The sequence below is a fragment of the Flavobacterium endophyticum genome, assembly GCF_003634455.1.
Lineage (GTDB): Bacteria > Bacteroidota > Bacteroidia > Flavobacteriales > Flavobacteriaceae > Flavobacterium > Flavobacterium endophyticum.
The window spans coordinates 1,590,438-1,610,423 of record NZ_RBLC01000001.1 but is presented as its reverse complement, the minus strand read 5'-3'; the positions used below and the strand labels follow the sequence as shown (position 1 = coordinate 1,610,423).

The following is a 19,986-nucleotide window of genomic DNA, read 5'->3' as shown; positions in this document are numbered from 1 at the left end:
AAAAACGATGCAAGCGAAAACTCCTTCTGAATCTATAGCGGTTTTAACCGATTTGGTTTTGCCAGGCGAAACAAATCCTTTGAATAATCTTTTTGGCGGCGAATTGCTGGCTCGAATGGACAGAGCGGCAAGCATTGCGGCTCGAAGACATTCCAGACGTATTACCGTTACGGCTTCGGTCAACCACGTGGCTTTTAATCGTGCGATTCCTTTAGGGAGTGTCGTGACTATTGAAGCGAAAGTTTCCAGAACGTTCAAAACATCAATGGAAATTTATATTGATGTATGGATTGAAGATCGCGAATCAGGCATAAAAAATAAGGCCAATGAGGCTATCTATACTTTTGTTGCTGTTGATGAGACCGGACGTCCGGTAGAAGTTCCTGCCATCCTTCCTGAAACGGAATTGGAAAAGCAACGCTTTGATGCGGCTTTGAGAAGAAAGCAGCTCAGCCTTGTCTTAGCAGGAAAAATGAAGCCGAATGAGGCGACTGAATTAAAAGCTTTATTTACGGAATAAATAAAAAAGGGAACCAAATTGGTTCCCTTTTTCTATTACATATTAGCCAGCCAGGTCTGCGGATTCAATGTCGTTGAATTTTGCATGATGACAAATTTCAAGGCTGTCTTTCCTGCGGCATTAGTTGTTATCTTTCCGATGTTTTGTAAGGCTGTAACCTTATTCCCTTTAGCAACGCTTACTGAACTCAGGTTTTGATATACGGTATAGAAATCTCCATGTTGGACAAAAACCACCATGTTATTCGGCGATATCAGCTGTACTCTTGTAACTTCTCCCGCAAATACGGATCGTACAGAAGATCCAGAATCCGTGCTGATTTCAACACCGCTGCTGTGGACAGTGATTGATTTTTGCAGTGGATGAGGCTGATCACCGTATCGTAATGAAACAAATCCTTTTGCAACCGGCCAAGGTAATCTCCCTTTATTAGCTTTAAAATTATCTGAAATTATTTTTCCTTCTGGAGTCAAGACAATTTTAGTAGAGTTTTCGATTGCTTTTGTTTCAGCAACTGTAGCTTTTGGATTGGCTTTTTTATTAGCTGCTGCCGTTTTTCTGTTGGCTTCTGCGATAGCTTCTCGAATTAATTTATCGATCTTACGATCAATCTCTTTGGTTTCTTGTTGTTTTTTCTTGATTTCAGCAGTATATTTTTTGACGTCCTTTTTAATAGACTTCATTATTTTTTCTTGCTCCTGCTTTTCTTTTTCTAATTCCTGCTTTTCTTTTTCGTTTTCAACAATCAGTTTTTGTTTTTCCTTTTTTTGGAATCCTAACTTTTCATTATAAGCTGTCAGCTCATTAGACTTTACCTTAATTTCTTCTCCTTGGTTTTTCCTATAATTGGAGTATTGCTTCATGTACTGCGCTCTTTTATACGCTTGAAGGAAATTCTCTGAAGACAGCAAAAACATCGCTCTGCTCTGCTCTGAACGGCTCTTATACGACTTTACAATCATTGCTGCATAATCTTTCTTGAGCTCTTCCAGTTCTTTTTTAAGGGAATTTATTTTTAGCTGATTTGTATAAATGTCATCGCTCAAAAGCTTCGCTTGTTTTTCAGTCGTAGCAATCAGTTTTTCTTGTAGCTTAATTTTTACCGTTTGTTGGCTAATCTGGGTTACGACAGATTTTTCTTTTTTCTTCTCCGATTTCAAGGCATTTTCTGCCGCCCTGATTTCTTTTTGGAGCTGTGCTTTACGTTCTTCCAATTTTCGCTGCGTATCATTCTGGCTCCAAACTAGGGAAGCTGTCAGCAGAAGAAGGAAGGTAAGTATGGTTTTTGGCATAACTTGGATATGTTTGTGCAAATCTAATCAATATATATTCTTTCATACCCATCAGGAACGCTGTATGGGAAAGTTAAGTTTTCATTGAACGAAACTGAATTATAATCGATGTTGATATTTGTTTTCTTTCCACCTTGCATGGCATCGATTATAAGCTGTGCTGGCAAAACGGTTTCAGGATATTCTTTATGGCTCGGATAGCTAATCTGCAATCTTCTGTCTTCTTTTGCCTGGACCACTTCTTGCTTTTTTATCAGATAATTTGCGGCTTCAAAATAAAACGATTTTGCCGTATTTTTATTTGAGTTATCTTCTAGTTTATAAAGATTTTCATCAATCGTCGTTGTATATTTTCCTTTGGTTAAGTCATCCATGGCTTCGCCAATCAGCATGTTCTGTACTTTTTGGAAATCAAGTTCGGTGCCAAGCCATTTGCTCAGGGTAGAATAATCGCCTTCGAAAAATTTGTTGCCTATCTTTTCATAATATTTCACCTCCTTAGGCGTAATTAATGCCTTAGCCATTGTAATCCCTAAAAATCTAATACTTACCAGAATCTGCTCGTCTTTCTTGATTCGAATTTCGGCAGAAACACTTTGAGACATCTTGTCGTCTTTATATTTAGCGCTGGACTTGATATAGACTGTAGAAAAGTTTCTCTTGAGCTTATAATGGTTTTCTATGACTTTTGCAGAAGCGACTACTTCGCTGGCGTTGCCTTCTGCTATGACTGCTTTTTTGGAATTACAGGAAAAAAAGAAAATGCCTAATGCTATAATTATATATTTTTTCATTATTTTTTTTGTTTTAATAATTGGTCGGCTTTTAAGAAATACTGTTCTTTTTTCTTGGCATCTCCCAATCCATTGTAGGCTTCTCCTAGTTGGATATTAAAATTAATTTCCAAGTTCTTATTATCCACTAAGTAATCCATCCCCATTTCTAAAAACTCTTTTGCTTTTTTATAATTTTTCAGTTGGTTGTTCGCCAATCCTGAATAATAATAAAAGTCCGGTTGTAATGGAAAAAAGTCAATCAGGTTTGAAGCTTTTTTGGCCAGCACATCAAATTGCGAGCTTTCTGTATAGGCCTGAAGTAAAAAGATATTTGATTCTATTTCTTGCGGATTGTTTTTCGAGTAGATTTCAAGATAATGGATTGCGCGTTCCCAGTTTTTCCTTGCATAAAAAATCTTGCCGATTTCTTTGGTCAATGCTACTTGATTTTCGTTGTCAAAATAGCCAATTGCCTTATCCAAATCGGTATTGAATTGCGGATTATTTTTTACGAAAACTAGAAATTCTTTGAGGATTTTAAATTTTACTGTAGAATCTATTTTCTTGCTTTCGAGAACCTTATTCATGGCAAGAACTGCTTTTTCTCCATCATTATTGTTGAGATGAAATTTGAACAGCCCTACCTGCGCAAATTCAGAATCAGGGATTTCTTTTTCTAGCTTTTTTGCCACTTCATAGGCTTTTTCTTCTTGATTGCTTTCTGAATAGAGATAGATCAAAGCAATATATTTTGACTCATCTTTCGGATTTTTCTTAATAGCTTCCAAAAGCTGGTCTTTTTCTCCAACCCTGTATTTCGAATCTTTTAGGATTTCTTGCTTGTACGCATTTCTTTGAGGCGTTTCTCCAAGGGTTTCGTCTAGGTCTTTTATCAGTGCTAAAGCTTTGTCATATTGGTCTGTGTACATATAAAGCGACGTCAAGTCTTCTTTATATTTTACATCGAATTCGATTAATTTGTTTACGACTAGTATGGCTTGCGAATAATCTTTTGTTTGATAGCAAACATCGTACATTCCGACATAAAACCATTTGTTTTTTGGATCTAAAACCGAAGCTTGCACAAAGAAATCATAGGCTTTTTTATAATCCTTAAGATTGAGATAATTCTTTCCTAATTCGTAATAGATTGTGGCATTCTGCGGTTGGGTTTTAAGGCATTTTTCTAAGGCTGTAATTGCCTTGTCATAATTTTCAATACCTTTTTGCTTGAGCGATTCATAAAAATTATCTTGAAAAGCATCTTCTGCTAGGGCAATATCATCGGGTTCGGCTTGAGCCAAAACTTGCGCCGGAAAGCTGAGCATTCCAAAGAAAAGAAACGATAAAAGATAATTCTTGATTTTCATAATGGTTTTTTTATCAAATTTTATTCCAAAACTGAATAATCGCCGATGCTTATGCTTGTAAACTTTCCATCAAAGCTCGCATGGTTTCCAATCATTGCATTGTCTAATTTGGCATTTTTAATATGCGAATGGTTTTGGATCAAGCTGTTTTTTATAGTACTGTCTACAACATGGCTACCTTTTCCTAAAGATACATTTGGACCTACAGTCGCATTGATCAAGATAACATCTTTGCCGATATAACATGGCGGGATAATCGTTGAATTTTCCAACTTCACATCATAATCCACCAAATGCTCGCCATCGTTGTGCAAAAATCCTAGCATTCTAGAATTAGTCTCGACTGTAACATTTTTATTACCGCAGTCCATCCATTCGTCAACCTTTCCAGGAACAAACTTTAATCCTTTTTCTTTCATGTTTTCGAGACCGTCTGTCAACTGGTATTCTCCTCCTTTTACAACATTATTATCTAATAAATATTGCAATTCGCTTCTTAAAGTTTCGCCTGACTTGAAATAATAAATTCCGATAATTGCCAAATCGGAAACAAACTCTTTTGGTTTTTCTACGAAATCAACAATTTGGTTTTTATCATTTAATTGGACAACGCCAAAAGCGCTAGGATCTTCAACTTGCTTTACCCAGATAACGCTGTCAGCTTCGGTATCCAAAGTAAAATCGGCACGGAAAAGTGTATCAGCATAAGCCACTACAATTGGTCCTGACATTGATTCTTTGGCGCTCATGATCGCGTGGGCAGTTCCTAGAGGTTGTTCTTGGTAATAAATTACGCCTCTGGCTCCGAGTTTTTCTGCAATCTCGATCAATTCAACTTCTACCTGCTTGCCGAAATCCTTGTGAATGATAAAGGCTATTTCTTCTATTTCTTGATTGATTACGCCAGCGATATCCTCAACCAGCCTATGAACGATTGGCTTGCCTGCTATTGGAATCAAAGGTTTTGGAACGGTTAATGTGTGTGGTCTTAAACGTGAGCCGCGTCCGGCCATTGGGACTATTATTTTCATGTATTTTTCGTGTTTTATTTCAAAATTGAATATTCCAAGTTGGAAATTCAACCTTACTTATTTATTTGTTTTTACTTCTTGATGTTTCTAAACTTTTTACAAATATTGAAATTAACTCATCATTTTCTCTAATTGCAACCGTTAAATCTAAATCTTCTTTTAAATATAATTTTGCTTTATAAATAATTTTCAAACAGGAATGAGTCTCTCTGAGTTCTTTTAAAACAACAGACATTTTGTGTATAAAATCATTTCGAGATTCTGCACTTTGAGCTTCACTATAATTTAATGACGGTGAAGTTCCGGATCGAACAATTTGTCCTGATAAATGATTTCCTGCTTTTGATATTTTTAGATTATCCGTTATGGCTATAATTTGAACTGCAAAATCGATTAGTCTTTCGTGTAAATCAAATTTTTTCATGGCTTTTAGTTTTATTTTAAAGTTGAAAATAGAAATTTGGAATTTTCAACTTGGAATCTTGAATTTTGAAATACGTAGAGGGTATACTTACTTTACTCCTGTACTGCCAAATCCGCCTTCTCCTCTAGAAGTTTCAGATAATTCTTCTACTTCCAGCCAGAGGGCTCTTTCATGTTTTGCAATAATCAATTGTGCGATTCTTTCGCCATTTTCAACAACAAAAGCTTCGTTTGATAAATTTACTAAAATCACTCCAATTTCACCTCTATAATCGGCATCAACTGTTCCTGGAGAATTTAGGACTGTTATTCCTTTTTTAGCCGCAAGACCGCTGCGTGGACGAACTTGTGCTTCGTAACCGATAGGCAATTCAATAAAAAGTCCGGTTTTTACGATAGCTCTTCCTAACGGCGCTAATGTAATCGATTCTGAAAGGTTTGCTCTCAAGTCCATTCCTGCGGAAGCTAACGTTTCATAATTCGGCAGTGAATGTTGGGATTTGTTTATGATTTTAATGGTCATCTGTATAAAGGTAAAAGGTTTTGGATAAATTTAGTACTTACGCTTTTCTTTTTATAATCCTGAGTATGGTTTCTTTTTCATTGAAATAGATAAAGTACATGAATAGGATTAGCATTGGTATTCCTACCCAGTAATTTTCTCTGAATCCATAAAAATAGATAAATGAAAAGAGAATTGAAATACCGAGATAGGCTCCAATTTTTTTCTTGTCATACGGAATCGGGTAGTATTTGTTTCCTAACGTATATGAAATAAGCATCATGCTTCCATAGGCCGCGATTGTGGCAATTGCAGAGCCATAGTAGCCGATAGAAGGAATCAATAAGTAGTTTAAGGCTAATGTTATGATGGCTCCAACAATTGAAATATAAGCGCCAATGTGCGTCTGGTTCGTAAGCTTGTACCAAACGGAAAGATTGGTATAAATTCCGAGAAAAAAGTTGGCCAATATAATAAGCGGCACGACACCCATAGCATCCCAGAAAGAAGAGTCGCGAATCATAACCAGCTTCAGGACATCTGCAAAAACAATAACAGCCAATGTCATCAAAGAGCCAAATATCACAAAGTATTTCGTGATGGTAGCATAGGTCTGCGAGGCGTTTTCATTAGAAGCATGGCTGAAAAAGAAAGGCTCAATTCCTAAAGTATACGCCGTCCTAAACAAAACCATAAAAAGCCCGAGCTTATAACAAGCGGAATAAATTCCGACCTGTTCTTCTGCTGTAGCGGGTGGAAGCAAATATTTTAATAATATCTTATCAAACTGATCGTTGATGGCAAAGGCAATTCCGGCAATCATGATAGGAAAGCCATAACGCATCATCTTTTTCCAAAGCTGAAAATCAAAGTGCCATTTGACGTGGAGATAGTTTGGTAAGAGAACCAACAATGTAAGTAGACTGGCAACGATGTTGGAGACAAATATGTATCCAACCTGAAAATCTTCAAAGTATAAAGAACTAATAAAACTATCTGGATTTTCCTTGGCTATTTCAGGAAGATAAATCAAGAAAAAGAGATTGAGTCCAAGATTTACAGCTACATTTCCAATCTTGATTGTGGCATAAAACATCGGCTTTTGTCTTGCTCTTAACTTTGAAAACGGTATAATCACTAATGCATCGAGCGCCAATATCCAGATGACATATGTGATATATTGCACATCTATATCTAAGAATTCTGACACTGAAGTTCTGAACAGGAGCGCCACGGCTAAAAAGAGCAGCGTCGTCCAAAAAATAGAAACTGTCGAGGTTTCGACAACCGTTTTTTTGTCGTCTTCTGTATTGTAAAACCTAAAGAAAGAAGTTTCCATTCCGTAGGCTAAAATGACGTTGAAAAAAATCAAGTAAGCAAAAATAATATTGACCTGCCCATATTCGGCTTTTGGCAACAGCTCGGTATACAGTGGCACTAAGAAAAAGCTGAACATTCTTGGAACAACCGTTGCAAGTCCGTAAATCGCTGTCTGCTTGAAAAGATTTTTATATAAGCTCAAAATAGGTTTGTCAAATTTATTTAACAAAAATAGCTAATTCTTTGGTTTTGATACACCAGAAATTCAATAATAAAAAAAGCCAGCAAAAAGCCGGCTTTTCTTTTAGAAAAAATATTCTTTATGATTTCAAAGCTTCTGCTCCACCAACAATTTCTAGGATTTCATTGGTAATTGCTGCCTGACGTGCTTTGTTGTAAGTCAATTTCAATTGGTTTCTCAATTCTGTCGCGTTATCAGTTGCTTTGTGCATTGCCGTCATACGAGCTCCGTGCTCTGAAGCGAAAGAGTCTCTGATAGCTTTGTACAATTGCGTTTTTAATGAACGAGGAATCAACTCTTCAATGATTTGTTCTTTTGAAGGTTCAAAAAGGTAATCTACTTGATTTTTGCTTTCTGATTTCACTGGAACGATTGGCAAAAATTGCTCAGTAATGATAATTTGCGTAGCAGCATTCTTGAACTGATTGTAAACTAATTCAATCTTGTCATAGCTTCCGTCTGCATACAGCTTCATTAATTGTTCTGCAATTTCGGCAACATTGTGGAAAGTCAAATCGTCAAATACACCGTTATTATTAATAATTACGTTATTTGTCTTTTTGATAATGTCATTACCTTTTTTACCGATGGTAATAAAATCAACCTTTTTTCCTGCATAATTTTGCACAAGATTCTTAGTTTCTTTCACCACGTTAGAGTTGAAAGCACCGCTCAAACCTCTGTTAGAAGTAATTGCAACGATAAGAATTTTGTTTACAGGTCTTTGGTCAGAATATTTACCGCCGCTTTCTCCGTCAAGAGAAGCACTGACGTTTTGCAACAATTCAGTTAGTTTTTCGGCATAAGGACGCATGGCCGTGATGGCATCTTGCGCTTTCTTAAGCTTTGCAGCAGAAACCATTTTCATCGCCGATGTAATCTGCATCGTTGATGAAACGGAAGTAATTCTATTACGGATTTCCTTTAAGTTTGCCATTTTATTTTAGTCTAAAGTCATAAGTCATGAAGACAAAAGTGTATTAAAAGTACTGAACCTTTAGACTTTTGTCTTTAAGACGTTTGACTAATTTAGTTATATTTCGCTGAAACTTCTTTAGCTACGTTCTCGATAACATCAGTGATTTTGTCATCTAGTTTACCAGCTTTCAAAGCATCAAGAGTATCTCTATGTTTGTTGTTCAAGAACTCCAAGAAATCTTTCTCGAATTCTTTTACTTTGTTTACAGGAACGTTTCTCAATAAGTTTTTAGAACCTGCGTAGATAATCGCAACTTGATCTTCAACAGTATATGGATCGTTCAAACCTTGTTTCAAGATTTCCACGTTTCTTCTACCTTTTTCAATTACGTTTAAGGTAACAGCATCCAAGTCAGAACCAAATTTAGCGAACGCTTCCAATTCACGGAATTGTGCTTGATCTAGTTTCAAAGTACCTGCTACTTTTTTCATTGATTTGATCTGAGCATTACCTCCAACACGAGATACAGAGATACCTACGTTGATCGCAGGACGAACTCCAGAGTTGAACAAGTCAGACTCCAAGAAAATTTGTCCGTCAGTAATCGAGATTACGTTTGTTGGGATATATGCAGAAACGTCACCCGCTTGAGTTTCAATGATTGGCAATGCAGTCAACGATCCACCACCTTTTACGATTGGTTTCAACGAATCTGGCAAGTCGTTCATGTTCTTAGCAATGTCATCATTAGCGATCACTTTACAAGCTCTTTCTAACAATCTTGAGTGAAGGTAGAAAACGTCTCCAGGGTAAGCCTCACGACCTGGTGGTCTTCTCAAAAGAAGAGAAACCTCACGGTAAGCTACCGCTTGTTTAGATAAATCATCATAAACAATTAATGCTGGACGTCCAGAGTCTCTGAAGTATTCTCCAATTGCAGCACCTGCAAAAGGAGCATACACTTGCATCGGAGCTGGATCAGAAGCGTTAGCTGCAACAATGACCGTATACGCCATTGCACCTTTTTCTTCTAATGTTTTAGCAATTCCTGCTACAGTTGAAGCTTTTTGCCCAATTGCAACATATATACAGAATACAGGCTGACCTGCATCATAAAATTCTTTTTGGTTTAGGATAGTATCCAAACAAACTGTTGATTTACCAGTTTGACGGTCACCAATCACAAGCTCTCTTTGTCCACGACCAACTGGGATCATCGCATCAACAGCTTTTACACCTGTCTGTAATGGTTCAGTTACTGGCTGACGGAAGATAACTCCTGGAGCTTTTCTTTCCAATGGCATCTCATATAGTGTTCCGCCGATAGGACCTTTACCATCGATTGGTTGTCCTAGCGTGTTTACTACACGGCCTACCATTTCTTCACCAACTTTAAGCGAAGCAATACGCTGTGTTCTTTTTGCTGTAGAACCTTCTTTGATTCCTGTTGATGGTCCTAAAAGAACGACACCCACATTATCTTCTTCCAAGTTCAAGACGATACCTTCCATACCGTTATCAAATTCTACTAGCTCACCGTATTGAACATTTGAAAGCCCGTAAACACGAGCAATACCATCTCCAACTTGAAGTACTGTTCCAACTTCTTCCAGCGTAGCACCAGATTCAAAACCTGATAATTGCTTTTTTAATATTGCTGAAATTTCAGCAGGTTTAATTTCCGCCATTTTGTTTTATAATTTATACACTTTATCGTGTGGTAAAACTAATTACTAAACTCTCTTTTTAAAACTTGTAATCTGTTGGCAATTGAAGCATTGTATTGCTTGTCGCCTATTCTTAAGATAAATCCTCCGATGATGGACGGATCTACGATATTTTCGATGGTAATCTTCTTATCTGAAAATTCTTTGATCTTCTCAGAAACTTTAGCCTCTAAGCTAGAATCCATTGGAATTGCCGTAGTTACTTTCGCTACTTCAAGGCCGTTCATTTCATCAAACTGAATTTTGTACTGTGACGCAATAGCAGCAAGAATTTCAAATCTTTTGTTTTCGAAAAGCAAGTGGAAAAGACCTTTAGTCACTCCATTTACTCCTGAAAAAACTTCTGTCAGGGCTGCCTCTTTTACACCAACTCCGATGGTAGGGTTTTGAATGAACGTATTCAATTCTTCATTACCAGCTACTGTTGATGCAATCGAAGTCATATCATTATAGACCTCTTGCGCTGCTCCATTGGTTAGCGCTAAATCTAAAATTGCTTTTGCGTATCGAATCGCTGCTCTAGTTCCTGACATATTAGTTTAATTTTACGTCACCTAACATTTTCTCAACCAATTTGGTTTGAGCTTCTTTGTTAGACAATTCGTCTTTCAATAATTTTTCAGCAATTTCAAGAGACAACGATGAAACTTGAGATTTCAATTCAGCCATAGCTGCATTTTTCTCAGCTTCGATAGCAGTTTTTGCCTGCTCGATCATTCTTTCTCCTTGAATTTGTGCTTCATGTTTAGAATCTGCAATCATTTTCTCTTTCATTTCGCGAGCTTCTTTCAATAAAGCATCACGCTCCATGCGAGCTTCTTGCAAGATACGCTCGTTGTCTGCAGTAAGATTTTGCATTTCTTTGCGCGCTGCTTCAGCAGATGCCAATGCATTATTGATTGATTCCTCACGTCCTTTTACAGCTCCTAAAATAGGCTTCCAAGCAAATTTTCTTAAAAGAATAAAGAAAACTATGAAGATAATTGTTGTCCAAAAAACTAAACTCTCTGGTGCAGTAAAATTCATAAACTTATATATTTAATTTGTTTGTCTTTTTTAAAAAACTTCCTGAAACCAACCGTTTCAGGAAGTTTTATTTACTTTAAATTACTTTGCAATTAATGCAACAACTACTGCGAAAAGAGCAACACCTTCGATAAGTGCAGCTGCGATAATCATAGCAGTTTGAATTTTTGAAGTAGCTTCTGGCTGACGAGCAATAGCATCCATTGCAGATCCACCAATTTTTCCAATACCAATTCCTGCACCAATTGCAGCTAATCCAGCACCGATTCCAGCTAATACCATAATAATAAATTTATATAGTTAATAATTAATAAAACTCAATTAATGATGATCGTGCTCTTCTACAGCTTGACCGATAAACAACGCTGTCAACAATGTAAACACATAGGCTTGCAATGCTGCAACTAACATTTCCAAGACACTCATGAACAATACAAAAGCACCAGATACTGGAGAAATCGCTACTGTCTTAAAGATGAAAATCAAAGAAACTAAACTTAAAATGATAATGTGACCTGCAGTAATATTCGCAAATAAACGAATCATCAATGCGAAAGGCTTCGTGATCATACCGATAATTTCAATCGGAACCATGATCGGATATAATGCTTTTGGAACTGGAGGAAGCAAGATGTGTTTCCAGTAGTATTTGTTTCCGCTTAGAGTTGTTACTATAAAAGTAATCAACGCCATTACGAAAGTAAAAAATATGTTTCCTGTCAAGTTGGAGCTGAATGGGAAAAATGGAATCAAACCAATCAAGTTGTTAATCCAGATGAAGAAGAATATCGTCAAAAGGTATGGCATGTATTTCGCATATTTCTTGTGACCGATATTTGGAATTGCAATGTCGTCTCTAACGAAAGTAACTAACGGCTCCAAGAAACCAGCTAATCCTTTAGGCGCCAATTTGTTTTTCTTGTACGAACGTGCAACAGCAGAGAACAACAAGAAAAGTACGATTGCCGACATCAGCATTGAAAAGACATTTTTAGTGATTGAGAAATCCAAAGGTCTTGCTTCAAAATTGAAAGCTCCTTTTTCATCTTGCGTCAATGTCTCAAATTTATCTGCGTAAAAAATTACTTCATTGTAACGAACAAAATTTTGACCGTTTACAGAAACTACGTGGTGACCTGTATTGTCGTGGTGGAATTCTTTTGAAGAAAAAATCGTCAATCCGTTATCCGTCCATAAGATTACCGGAAGGCTGAACGATATCGGATGGCCATTCCAATCTGCAATGTGGAAATCATGAGAATCTCCAATGTGCGAATTAATCAATTCGCTTGCATTAAACTCTTCCTCTTCGTGGGCATTTAATTCTTTGTGGCTTCCGTGTACTGGATTTGCCGCTTCAGTTTTAACATAAATACTGTCAACCGTTGTATTACCGAAGCTCGCCAAGGGAACACACGCTAAAAAAGCAGCTAAAATGAATTGGAGTGGTTTATTTGAAATTACCATTATTAAATTGTGTATCTAATTTTACGTTTCAAAAATTTTTGCAAAGGTACATATTTAATTCATACTTGAAAATATATCAATATAATTTTTAGTAAATTGGCATTTGAATAATAATTCTTTAATATTCACGACAATTAGCGATTGTTTATTAAACGAATTGCAAAAATTGTTTCGAAAAAAAGGAATAAAAAATAAGGAATAAAAAAGGCCGCGACATCAATTATAGGGTCATTTACGTCAGACTGAATCAGCGGAACCAGAAAAACTACAGACGCCATCATCTTGAGAACGCTTCCTGCTAGGAAGGCAAAACCCGTCTTATCAAAGAAATTTTTATTTACAAAAAGGAGAAAAAGATAAATCAGAAGCGTTGCGATGATATGAAACGCATAAATACTCCACGTCTGATAGAAAAAAACGGTGCCTACAAATAGCTTTTCTGTGATAAAAAATTGCGCAACAAAAAGGATTACTGAAAAGGGGATAAAGTATTTTAGAAAAGCGAATAACTTGTGCATTATTTTTTGTTTAGATTTTTTACCTGCCGGATTACATTATAAAGTGCTATAAAAACCGAAAACAGAGACAATACAATCGTCCAAATAGAAGAACCGTTTGAATATTTTTCATCTAGCCACATTCCCAAATAGGTAAATGCGAAAATGATGATTCCCATCTGAAAAGGGATATTCATCAATGCAGCCCATTTGCTAAGCGATTTTTTCTTCTGGTCGTTGTTTTCCATCATTTGGATTTAGGTTTTTCACATTGGCTTTCATTGCGCAGGACGCACTGAATTCTGCTCCAGGTTCAACCGATAGTTTCCCAACAATGACTTCGCCGTAGATTTTTGCTTTGGATTTTACATTGAGGATTTCCATCACTTCTATCTTGCCGTCGAATTTCCCTTCTATGTCGGCATTCCTGCAGATGATATCTCCGATGACTTTCCCGGCTGGGCCTATTACAATTTTGCCTTTGGACTGAAAGTTGCCGATGAGCTCTCCGTCAAGCCTAAAATCAGCTTGAGAGATGATATCGCCTTTTATGACGGTTCCTTCAACAATCCTGTTGGTTTTCCCTAAAAGGTCTGTATAGGATTTGGGATTCTTATCAAACATTTTATGGCTTTTTGATTGTTAAGTAATCAACAAGATTTTTCTTGATCTGAACGACTTTATAGTTTTCGTTTGAAATAATTATGGCGTTGTCAGCAATCTTGTAATCTTTATAATCTTTTAATATGGATGCAATGTCTTTTGCATTTTCTTCAGTTTTGATTCCGTGAATTGCAACAAAACTTTCATTTACAGTATAGACATCAAAAGAGGTGGAAAGCTTATCGATTGTCCTTTCCGAAACAAATTTCTTGATTTTTTCTTGAAGGATTTTTGTGTTTTTATCGTCCGGATTTGGCCCAACTTTGTACAGTATTTTCCAGCTAATCGGGATTTCTTTGTCAAAAGCAATTGTTTCCAATTGTGGAATATTGGTTGCCAAAAGACTTTCAGCTTCTTTACCTTCTTTGCTGTTTGGATAGTTCAGAGCTACATAATTTAAGGCGCCTTTGTATTCATCCAAACCTTTTAGTTTACCAATCGTATTAGCCTTAAGCAATTCAATTTTTGGTATAATATCTTCGCCTGCATACAGCTCAATCAACGCTTCGCTTTCTGTTATGACGGCTTGGTATTGCCCTGATTCATATATCTTAAACAGTTTATTATAAGCTGCGTCGGGCGTATCGTTGGCTTTGATCAAATCTGCCGGTGAGCTTTTTAATATGGTAGCATAGCGCGATTCTGGATATTGTGAAATGATTCTTTGTTTCATCGCTTCAGCTTTCTCTCTGTTTGTCACCTCATAAATCTTATACAGATTGTACATCGATGGCAAGATCAGTCTTTCTTCTGGATTGTTCTCCAATAGTTTTTCAAGTCTTCCTGTGGCCAATTCGTATCTCTTGAATTTATCTTTGTATATAAGTCCTAATTGATAATAGGCAAAGTTTCTTTCTTTTGCCAAGCTGTCGATTGCTTTTTGTTCTGTAGGAAGCTGTTTCAAATAATAATCTACAGTATAACGGACATCAATTTTTTCTTCTTTGGTATCAGTTTCCTCACTTGAAGCAACCTCTTCGCTACCTGTATCATCATTGCCAAAACCAATTTTGCTTTTCCCTTGAGAAAGTCTCCAATTGTCTTTCAGCGTCCTGTTGCCCCAATTTTTTCTAAACTCGTTTTTTCCGTAAGCTACTGTGGTCGGATTGTAGAAATAGAAGTTCGATGCGGTAGAACCACCAACTGCGGGAGGAGCCATGCTCATTTCTTCAGCCAATGCCGCCTGCTTGCTTTTGTTTGACATGGCTTTTGAAGCGCTTTTAAGGACTTCTTCATCAGTTGCGTCAGAATTTTGTACACCTGCCGGTTGAGATTGGCTAACTAATAATGCTTTTTTTGCCTTTTCTTCATCTTCTTTTTTCAAGCGTGCAATGACTTCATCAAAGAAGCTTTTTTTACCATCATCTGATAAAGCAACAATGTGCAATATGCTGTCATTTGTTTTAGCAATTGCTTCGTATTTGATTACATCAACAAGATTTTCTCTTTTCTTTTTGATTGCCTTATATTCACGGGTTCTTTGGTCCATACGCACCAGCGTACTATCATAATATTGTCCGGCTACAGAATATTTCGCATCATTGAAATTGATTTCTGCCAAGTTTCTATAGTTTGACGCAATCTGGTAATTGTCTTGAGAATTTGCTCTTAAGGACTTATTGTAGTATTTTTTCGCTTCTTCATCTTTTTCAAGAGCGTCATAAAACAATCCCATCTGGTGATTGATGACATCAAGGTAAGGCCTGTTTTCTCTATCTTCTAAAAGGTCTTTGTATTTTTCGACAAAGGCTAAAGTATCGCCTGATTTATAGTCAAAATATTGTGCTTGTTTTGCATGAGCCTGGATAACATAACGACGTGGCGATTTCCTTTTCATGTCAATTACTGACTGATAGGCTGCAATAGCGCTGTCTTTTTTATGCTGTGAATCATAAAGCTGTCCTAGAATAAAATAATATCTTGCTCTTTCTTCGCTTTCTTTAGTATATTCTACTGCCAGCTTTAATTTTGAAATGGCACTGTCTTTTTCTTCAATATTAAGGAACGCTTGTGCTAGAGTTGCATTGGCATCTGCAAAAATCTGGTCTTTAAATTTTATTTCTTCCAAAAGCTTACGAAGATTTTTTACGGCCAACGCATCATTCTCCATTCGCATATTGGTCTTTTCTCTCCAGATTTTTGCTTCGTAAATCTTATCGCTGTTTGGATATTTGTATAGGATGTAGTTGAAGGCCTCTAAAGCTGGCACAAATCTTTGGTCATAATAACGTGCTTTTCCAAGCAAAAGATGCGCTTCGTCCATTTGAGGGTTTTTTTCGCCTCCTTCAATATACATCGAATGTTTTTGAATCGCCTTGATGGCTTTTGTTTCCGCACGCTCAAAATTCGGGTTCTTTTTGTCGCCCGGAAGCATGGTTTCTTGATTTACCTGCATCCTTTCTACTGGAAGAATTTCCCAGAAATTATCTTTATACTGTGTTTTCAGCTCGGTAATCCCTGCCTGCAGCGCAATTTCGCCATTATACAAAATATTGTATTCTGTGCTCAGAGCATGCATGTTTCTGTTAATGAAGGTGTCTTTTTTTGTAGAACAAGCTATCAAAAAAGCAAAAAATCCAAGCAGAAGGGCGTATTTAAGTATGTTGGTTTTCAATGTCAAACGTTTTTTATTCTTTAACTTTTAAAAGTCAGTTTTAGTATAATGACTGGTAAAAATACGTTTCTTTTTGATATGGGGAAAAAAATAGGCGATTTTTTGCGCTTCGTAATGTTTTCTTATCCTTGACACGGCTGTTTAGTGCAAAAAAAAAAGCCTCGTAATCGAGGCCTTTTGTAATTTCAATTAGACAGCAAAGAATCGCTCTAATTCTTCTAGCGTTTCTGCTGATGTCTGGATGTCTTTTACGATCTCGCCTTTTTGAAGGGCAACGATTCTATTGGATACCTCAACAGTATGGAGAAGGTCATGGCTTGAGACCAATACCGTAATTTCCGGATTGTCGGCCAGTTCTTTGATTATCTTTTTAAGCCTGAATTGTGTAGTCGGATCAAGGTTAGCGAAAGGTTCGTCAAGGATGATAACTTCCGGATTGCCTATCAATGTGGCAATGATTCCGACTTTCTTTTGGTTTCCTTTTGAGAAATCGCGGATGTATTTTTTGCTGTTCAGGATTTCGCCGTTGAAAAACTCTTCATGTTTTTTCAACAAAGCATCTACATCGGCTTTATTTTGCCCGCGCAAATCGCCTATGAAATAGAAATATTCTTCTGGAGTCAGATAACCGATCAAGAAGCTTTCGTCTAGGAAAGAAGCAGTCACGGTTTTCCAGTTTTCGCTTTGGTCGACTCTGAAACCGCTATTGATGATTTCTCCTGTCGTTGGCTGAATCAAATCGAGCAACAGGCTGAAAAATGTAGTTTTCCCAGCGCCATTATTTCCGACCAATCCGAAGCTTTCGCCTTTTTGGATTTCAAGATGGTCTATTTTTAATACGGTTGTTCCGTTATATGCTTTTGAAAGATTTTTTGCTTGTATCATTTTTTCGATGTTTTATATCGTTAGATTTTTAGTGTTCGAATTTATCCTTTTTGCTTGTAAGCATCTATTGTTTTATATTTTTCGGTTTTATACACTTTTTCAATCATTGTAAAAACCTTATTTCTTAGGGCAAATCCTAAAACTCCTGTCAAGGCCACCAATACCAGTCCCATTGTCGGATTAATCAAATAGTAGCCTAAGGCATAGATAATCATCGGGAGCAATAATTTTGGCAAAGAGATGAGCATTGTTTTTGCATTGAACGCTTTTTTATCTCCAAAAGCTCCTTTGCCAGAATTTAAGTCAACCGGAGTTTTAGTGAATGCGCCGCCGAGCAATACTAAATGAGAGTTTACGCCAATATTGTAAACCGCTCCAACAATAATAATCAGATAGATTTCTAATCCAAAATAGAGATAAAAAGAAGCGATTACTGTCGAAACTGCCGTTGCAATAACAATCAGCCACCATTTTGAATTCAGATATCCTTTATAAGGAATGTTCTGGGTCATCATTAGCGGATAATAGGCGCTATCCCAGCTTGGCACGAATTGGCCAAAAGTGAACAAAAAGCCGCCCGTCACAAAAATCCCTGCAAACATGTGCATCATCGGATTATTATAGGATTCAATTCCTCCAGAAAAGAAAAGCAATCCATAAAAAAGAAATAAGACGCTCATAAAAATCGTGGTTTTTGAACGCTTGTTTCGCTTGATCAATCGGATGTCATTTTTAAGGAATGTACCAATCGTTCCAAATTGGTTTAGCCAAGTATATTGTTCGGTTTTGGCTACACTGTGTTTTGAAGAAAGTCCCGTATCTAAATGAAGGTTTTTCTTGAAGTAAGTATACGTGATAAGGTATAAAGAAATCAATAAAACAATCGGTAAAAGGAAAAGGTATTTCGTATCGAACAATCCTTGAAAGAAAACCGACGTATAGCTCGTAATATCAAACAGGCCGTAGTATTGCAAAGTTCCCAAAGCCAACACGGCTCCAATAAAGATAAGGAAAAGATAGTCTTTATTGTTTAATAGTATGTTGAAGAAGTTATTTGCATAGACTAACGCCATCAAAGCTATATGCCAAAGAATTATGCTGACAATATCATATCCTTCTATGACCAATACTATTGAAAACGGCACGAAGAAAAAGCAATGCACGAAGTTAAAAAACGACAATATCGTCTTTCCTAAAGCAAAGTTTACGATGGTTGATTTTTTGATCGGCAATGTCAATAGCGGACGAATATTCATCACTGGAATCTTCTGAAGAAAAAGCCGTATCATCAGATCCAAAAGGATATAATAGATCAGATATCGGTTCACGACAAGAATAGGATCCAGGTTGAGTTCTTCTTTAATCAGATAGAACACGCCGATTCCCATAAAAAGGAAAATCAAGGTGAAATAAATCGCTCCAAAAACCATCAGTATTTTTAAAGCGAGGTTGGTCCTGAAGGAAGCCGAACGGAAAAAAGATTTCCATTCGAGCATGAGGAATTTTTTGAACATCTTGTTTGGTTTGGTTTTGTGGATTAGTAGAATAAAAAATGTAAACGTTACACTTTATTTTGAGATTTCATATTCAGGATAGATTCGGCCCATTTCTTCTGACATTTTTTTATGTACGACTTTCCACTGTACATATAGTAAAAGTGCAAATAACACTAGAATTACAGCACCAAAAATCGCTGTTCCTCTATTCCAATTCTCATCGCCAAAAGCGCCTGATAAATTGACTATCTGTACCGGCAAGAACGTAATCGGATAGATATCAAAAATACTGGCCGTTTGTTCAAAAAGCCATTTTTTTCCTGTTGCTTTCTCTCGTAATCTTTGGGCTTTGGTGACTTTATAAATTTCGAAGCTAGACACAAATCCAATAACGCCCAAAACGCAGAGATATAGAATTTGGGTATCCTGCAAAGCTTCAGAAAGAATATATAAGGCATACATGGCTCCCAAAGTCAGGAGAATTTTAGGCAATCGGAAAAACTCCTTATAGTATTTCCAAATTATCCTTGCGTATTTTTTTCCTAAGAATTTCTGGCGTTCTTCGACAACATCCATAAATCCGAAAATCCCGAATTTCTTGAATTCTAACTGTAATGCTTCTTCAAAAGTCAATTTCGGATTTTCTTTCCACCTATCTTCGATTGAATTGGCCAAATGGTCTACCAATTCCGATTGCAGGTCATACCACTCTACAAAATGCTGTCGCGTGAATTGGTATAATCGGTCGATTTGCTGTTCCTTTAATTTCATCAATAGCTTAGTTTAGGATTTACTATACTTTGCATGTTTTTTATAAATTCTTCTAGTTCTGCCAGGCGGCTTACCGTTTCGGTCTGGCCACTTTCTGTAAGCTTATAATATTTCCGAAGACGATTATCTACTTTTTCAACCTCAACATCTAGCAATCCTTCGGCTTCTAATTTGTGCAATGCCGGATAAAGAGCGCCTTCAGTGATATTCAATTCCCCTTTGGTTATTTCTTTCACTTTCTGCGTGATTTCATAACCATACATTCGCCCATTTTCCCCTAATAACTTCATTATTATGGTATTAAGGCTTCCTTTATACAATTGAGAGTTTTTCATTTTTCAGCATTAGAAAGCAAATATACATAAGTTTCTTATACATAAAATAGTTAGGTATTATTTTTTAAGGTTTTCTTATTTAAAAAAGTTTTGGGAATGCTTACTTTTGCA

General features: G+C 36.7%; 22 protein-coding genes. 1 reads left to right on the top strand and 21 read right to left on the bottom strand.

Features of this window, described 5'->3' with window-relative positions; genetic code table 11:
• The first annotated feature begins 7 nt into the window (after positions 1 to 7).
• Positions 8 to 520 carry an acyl-CoA thioesterase gene (locus CLV94_RS07370; protein ID WP_121375761.1) on the top strand — a complete coding sequence of 171 codons (513 nt, stop codon included), beginning with the start codon at positions 8 to 10 and terminating at the stop codon, positions 518 to 520.
• Between the two features lie 35 nt (positions 521 to 555).
• Here the strand turns inward: CLV94_RS07370 and CLV94_RS07365 are convergent, their stop codons facing one another.
• From CLV94_RS07365 to CLV94_RS07265, 21 genes are all read right to left on the bottom strand, one after another.
• The gene (locus tag CLV94_RS07365; protein WP_121375760.1) at positions 556 to 1,812 is read right to left on the bottom strand and encodes a murein hydrolase activator EnvC family protein; all 1,257 of its coding nucleotides are present in this window, start codon (positions 1,810 to 1,812) and stop codon (positions 556 to 558) included.
• Positions 1,813 to 1,835: 23 nt separating this feature from the next.
• Positions 1,836 to 2,606, bottom strand: a complete 771-nt coding sequence (locus CLV94_RS07360) for a DUF4292 domain-containing protein (protein WP_121375759.1) — start codon at positions 2,604 to 2,606, stop codon at positions 1,836 to 1,838.
• Entirely contained in the window at positions 2,606 to 3,958 is a 1,353-nt protein-coding gene (locus CLV94_RS07355) for a tetratricopeptide repeat protein (RefSeq protein WP_121375758.1), read from the bottom strand. The genes CLV94_RS07360 and CLV94_RS07355 overlap by 1 nt, the downstream gene beginning before the upstream one ends.
• Positions 3,959 to 3,978: 20 nt before the next feature.
• Entirely contained in the window at positions 3,979 to 4,989 is a 1,011-nt protein-coding gene (locus tag CLV94_RS07350; RefSeq protein ID WP_121375757.1) for a sugar phosphate nucleotidyltransferase, read from the bottom strand.
• Positions 4,990 to 5,050: 61 nt separating this feature from the next.
• A complete protein-coding gene (locus tag CLV94_RS07345) occupies positions 5,051 to 5,413 on the bottom strand; it encodes a four helix bundle protein (RefSeq protein ID WP_121375756.1) in 363 nt (120 codons plus the stop codon).
• A gap of 87 nt (positions 5,414 to 5,500) precedes the next feature.
• Positions 5,501 to 5,935: a dUTP diphosphatase gene (dut, locus tag CLV94_RS07340; RefSeq protein ID WP_121375755.1), complete on the bottom strand. Its 435-nt coding sequence runs from the start codon at positions 5,933 to 5,935 to the stop codon at positions 5,501 to 5,503.
• Between the two features lie 37 nt (positions 5,936 to 5,972).
• Positions 5,973 to 7,436 carry a lipopolysaccharide biosynthesis protein gene (locus CLV94_RS07335; protein ID WP_121375754.1) on the bottom strand — a complete coding sequence of 488 codons (1,464 nt, stop codon included), beginning with the start codon at positions 7,434 to 7,436 and terminating at the stop codon, positions 5,973 to 5,975.
• A gap of 118 nt (positions 7,437 to 7,554) precedes the next feature.
• Positions 7,555 to 8,412, bottom strand: coding sequence for an ATP synthase F1 subunit gamma (gene atpG, locus CLV94_RS07330; RefSeq protein ID WP_121375753.1), 858 nt, complete (start codon positions 8,410 to 8,412; stop codon positions 7,555 to 7,557).
• A 92-nt stretch (positions 8,413 to 8,504) separates the two neighbouring features.
• On the bottom strand, positions 8,505 to 10,082 hold the full coding sequence (gene atpA, locus CLV94_RS07325) for a F0F1 ATP synthase subunit alpha (RefSeq protein ID WP_121375752.1): 1,578 nt from the start codon (positions 10,080 to 10,082) through the stop codon (positions 8,505 to 8,507).
• 38 nt (positions 10,083 to 10,120) lie between these two features.
• Positions 10,121 to 10,654 carry an ATP synthase F1 subunit delta gene (gene atpH, locus CLV94_RS07320; protein ID WP_121375751.1) on the bottom strand — a complete coding sequence of 178 codons (534 nt, stop codon included), beginning with the start codon at positions 10,652 to 10,654 and terminating at the stop codon, positions 10,121 to 10,123.
• Position 10,655: 1 nt separating this feature from the next.
• A complete protein-coding gene (locus tag CLV94_RS07315) occupies positions 10,656 to 11,147 on the bottom strand; it encodes a F0F1 ATP synthase subunit B (RefSeq protein WP_121375750.1) in 492 nt (163 codons plus the stop codon).
• An 81-nt stretch (positions 11,148 to 11,228) separates the two neighbouring features.
• A complete protein-coding gene (gene atpE / locus CLV94_RS07310; RefSeq protein ID WP_044401428.1) occupies positions 11,229 to 11,429 on the bottom strand; it encodes an ATP synthase F0 subunit C in 201 nt (66 codons plus the stop codon).
• A gap of 39 nt (positions 11,430 to 11,468) precedes the next feature.
• Entirely contained in the window at positions 11,469 to 12,614 is a 1,146-nt protein-coding gene (atpB, locus tag CLV94_RS07305) for a F0F1 ATP synthase subunit A (RefSeq protein ID WP_121375749.1), read from the bottom strand.
• 134 nt (positions 12,615 to 12,748) lie between these two features.
• Positions 12,749 to 13,132 carry a hypothetical protein gene (locus CLV94_RS07300; protein ID WP_245982481.1) on the bottom strand — a complete coding sequence of 128 codons (384 nt, stop codon included), beginning with the start codon at positions 13,130 to 13,132 and terminating at the stop codon, positions 12,749 to 12,751.
• On the bottom strand, positions 13,132 to 13,362 hold the full coding sequence (locus CLV94_RS07295) for an AtpZ/AtpI family protein (RefSeq protein ID WP_317125110.1): 231 nt from the start codon (positions 13,360 to 13,362) through the stop codon (positions 13,132 to 13,134). The genes CLV94_RS07300 and CLV94_RS07295 overlap by 1 nt, the downstream gene beginning before the upstream one ends.
• A complete protein-coding gene (locus CLV94_RS07290; protein WP_121375747.1) occupies positions 13,325 to 13,735 on the bottom strand; it encodes a bactofilin family protein in 411 nt (136 codons plus the stop codon). The genes CLV94_RS07295 and CLV94_RS07290 overlap by 38 nt, the downstream gene beginning before the upstream one ends.
• A 1-nt stretch (position 13,736) precedes the next feature.
• The gene (gene porW, locus CLV94_RS07285) at positions 13,737 to 16,388 is read right to left on the bottom strand and encodes a type IX secretion system periplasmic lipoprotein PorW/SprE (protein ID WP_121375746.1); all 2,652 of its coding nucleotides are present in this window, start codon (positions 16,386 to 16,388) and stop codon (positions 13,737 to 13,739) included.
• Positions 16,389 to 16,577: 189 nt separating this feature from the next.
• A complete protein-coding gene (locus CLV94_RS07280) occupies positions 16,578 to 17,273 on the bottom strand; it encodes an ABC transporter ATP-binding protein (RefSeq protein ID WP_121375745.1) in 696 nt (231 codons plus the stop codon).
• 41 nt (positions 17,274 to 17,314) lie between these two features.
• Positions 17,315 to 18,787 (bottom strand): DUF5687 family protein, encoded by a 1,473-nt coding sequence (locus CLV94_RS07275; protein ID WP_121375744.1) that lies wholly within the window; start codon positions 18,785 to 18,787, stop codon positions 17,315 to 17,317.
• 54 nt (positions 18,788 to 18,841) lie between these two features.
• Entirely contained in the window at positions 18,842 to 19,540 is a 699-nt protein-coding gene (locus CLV94_RS07270; RefSeq protein WP_121375743.1) for a hypothetical protein, read from the bottom strand.
• Entirely contained in the window at positions 19,540 to 19,875 is a 336-nt protein-coding gene (locus tag CLV94_RS07265; RefSeq protein ID WP_121375742.1) for a PadR family transcriptional regulator, read from the bottom strand. Before CLV94_RS07265 ends, CLV94_RS07270 begins: the two co-directional genes overlap by 1 nt.
• Positions 19,876 to 19,986: the final 111 nt, after the last annotated feature.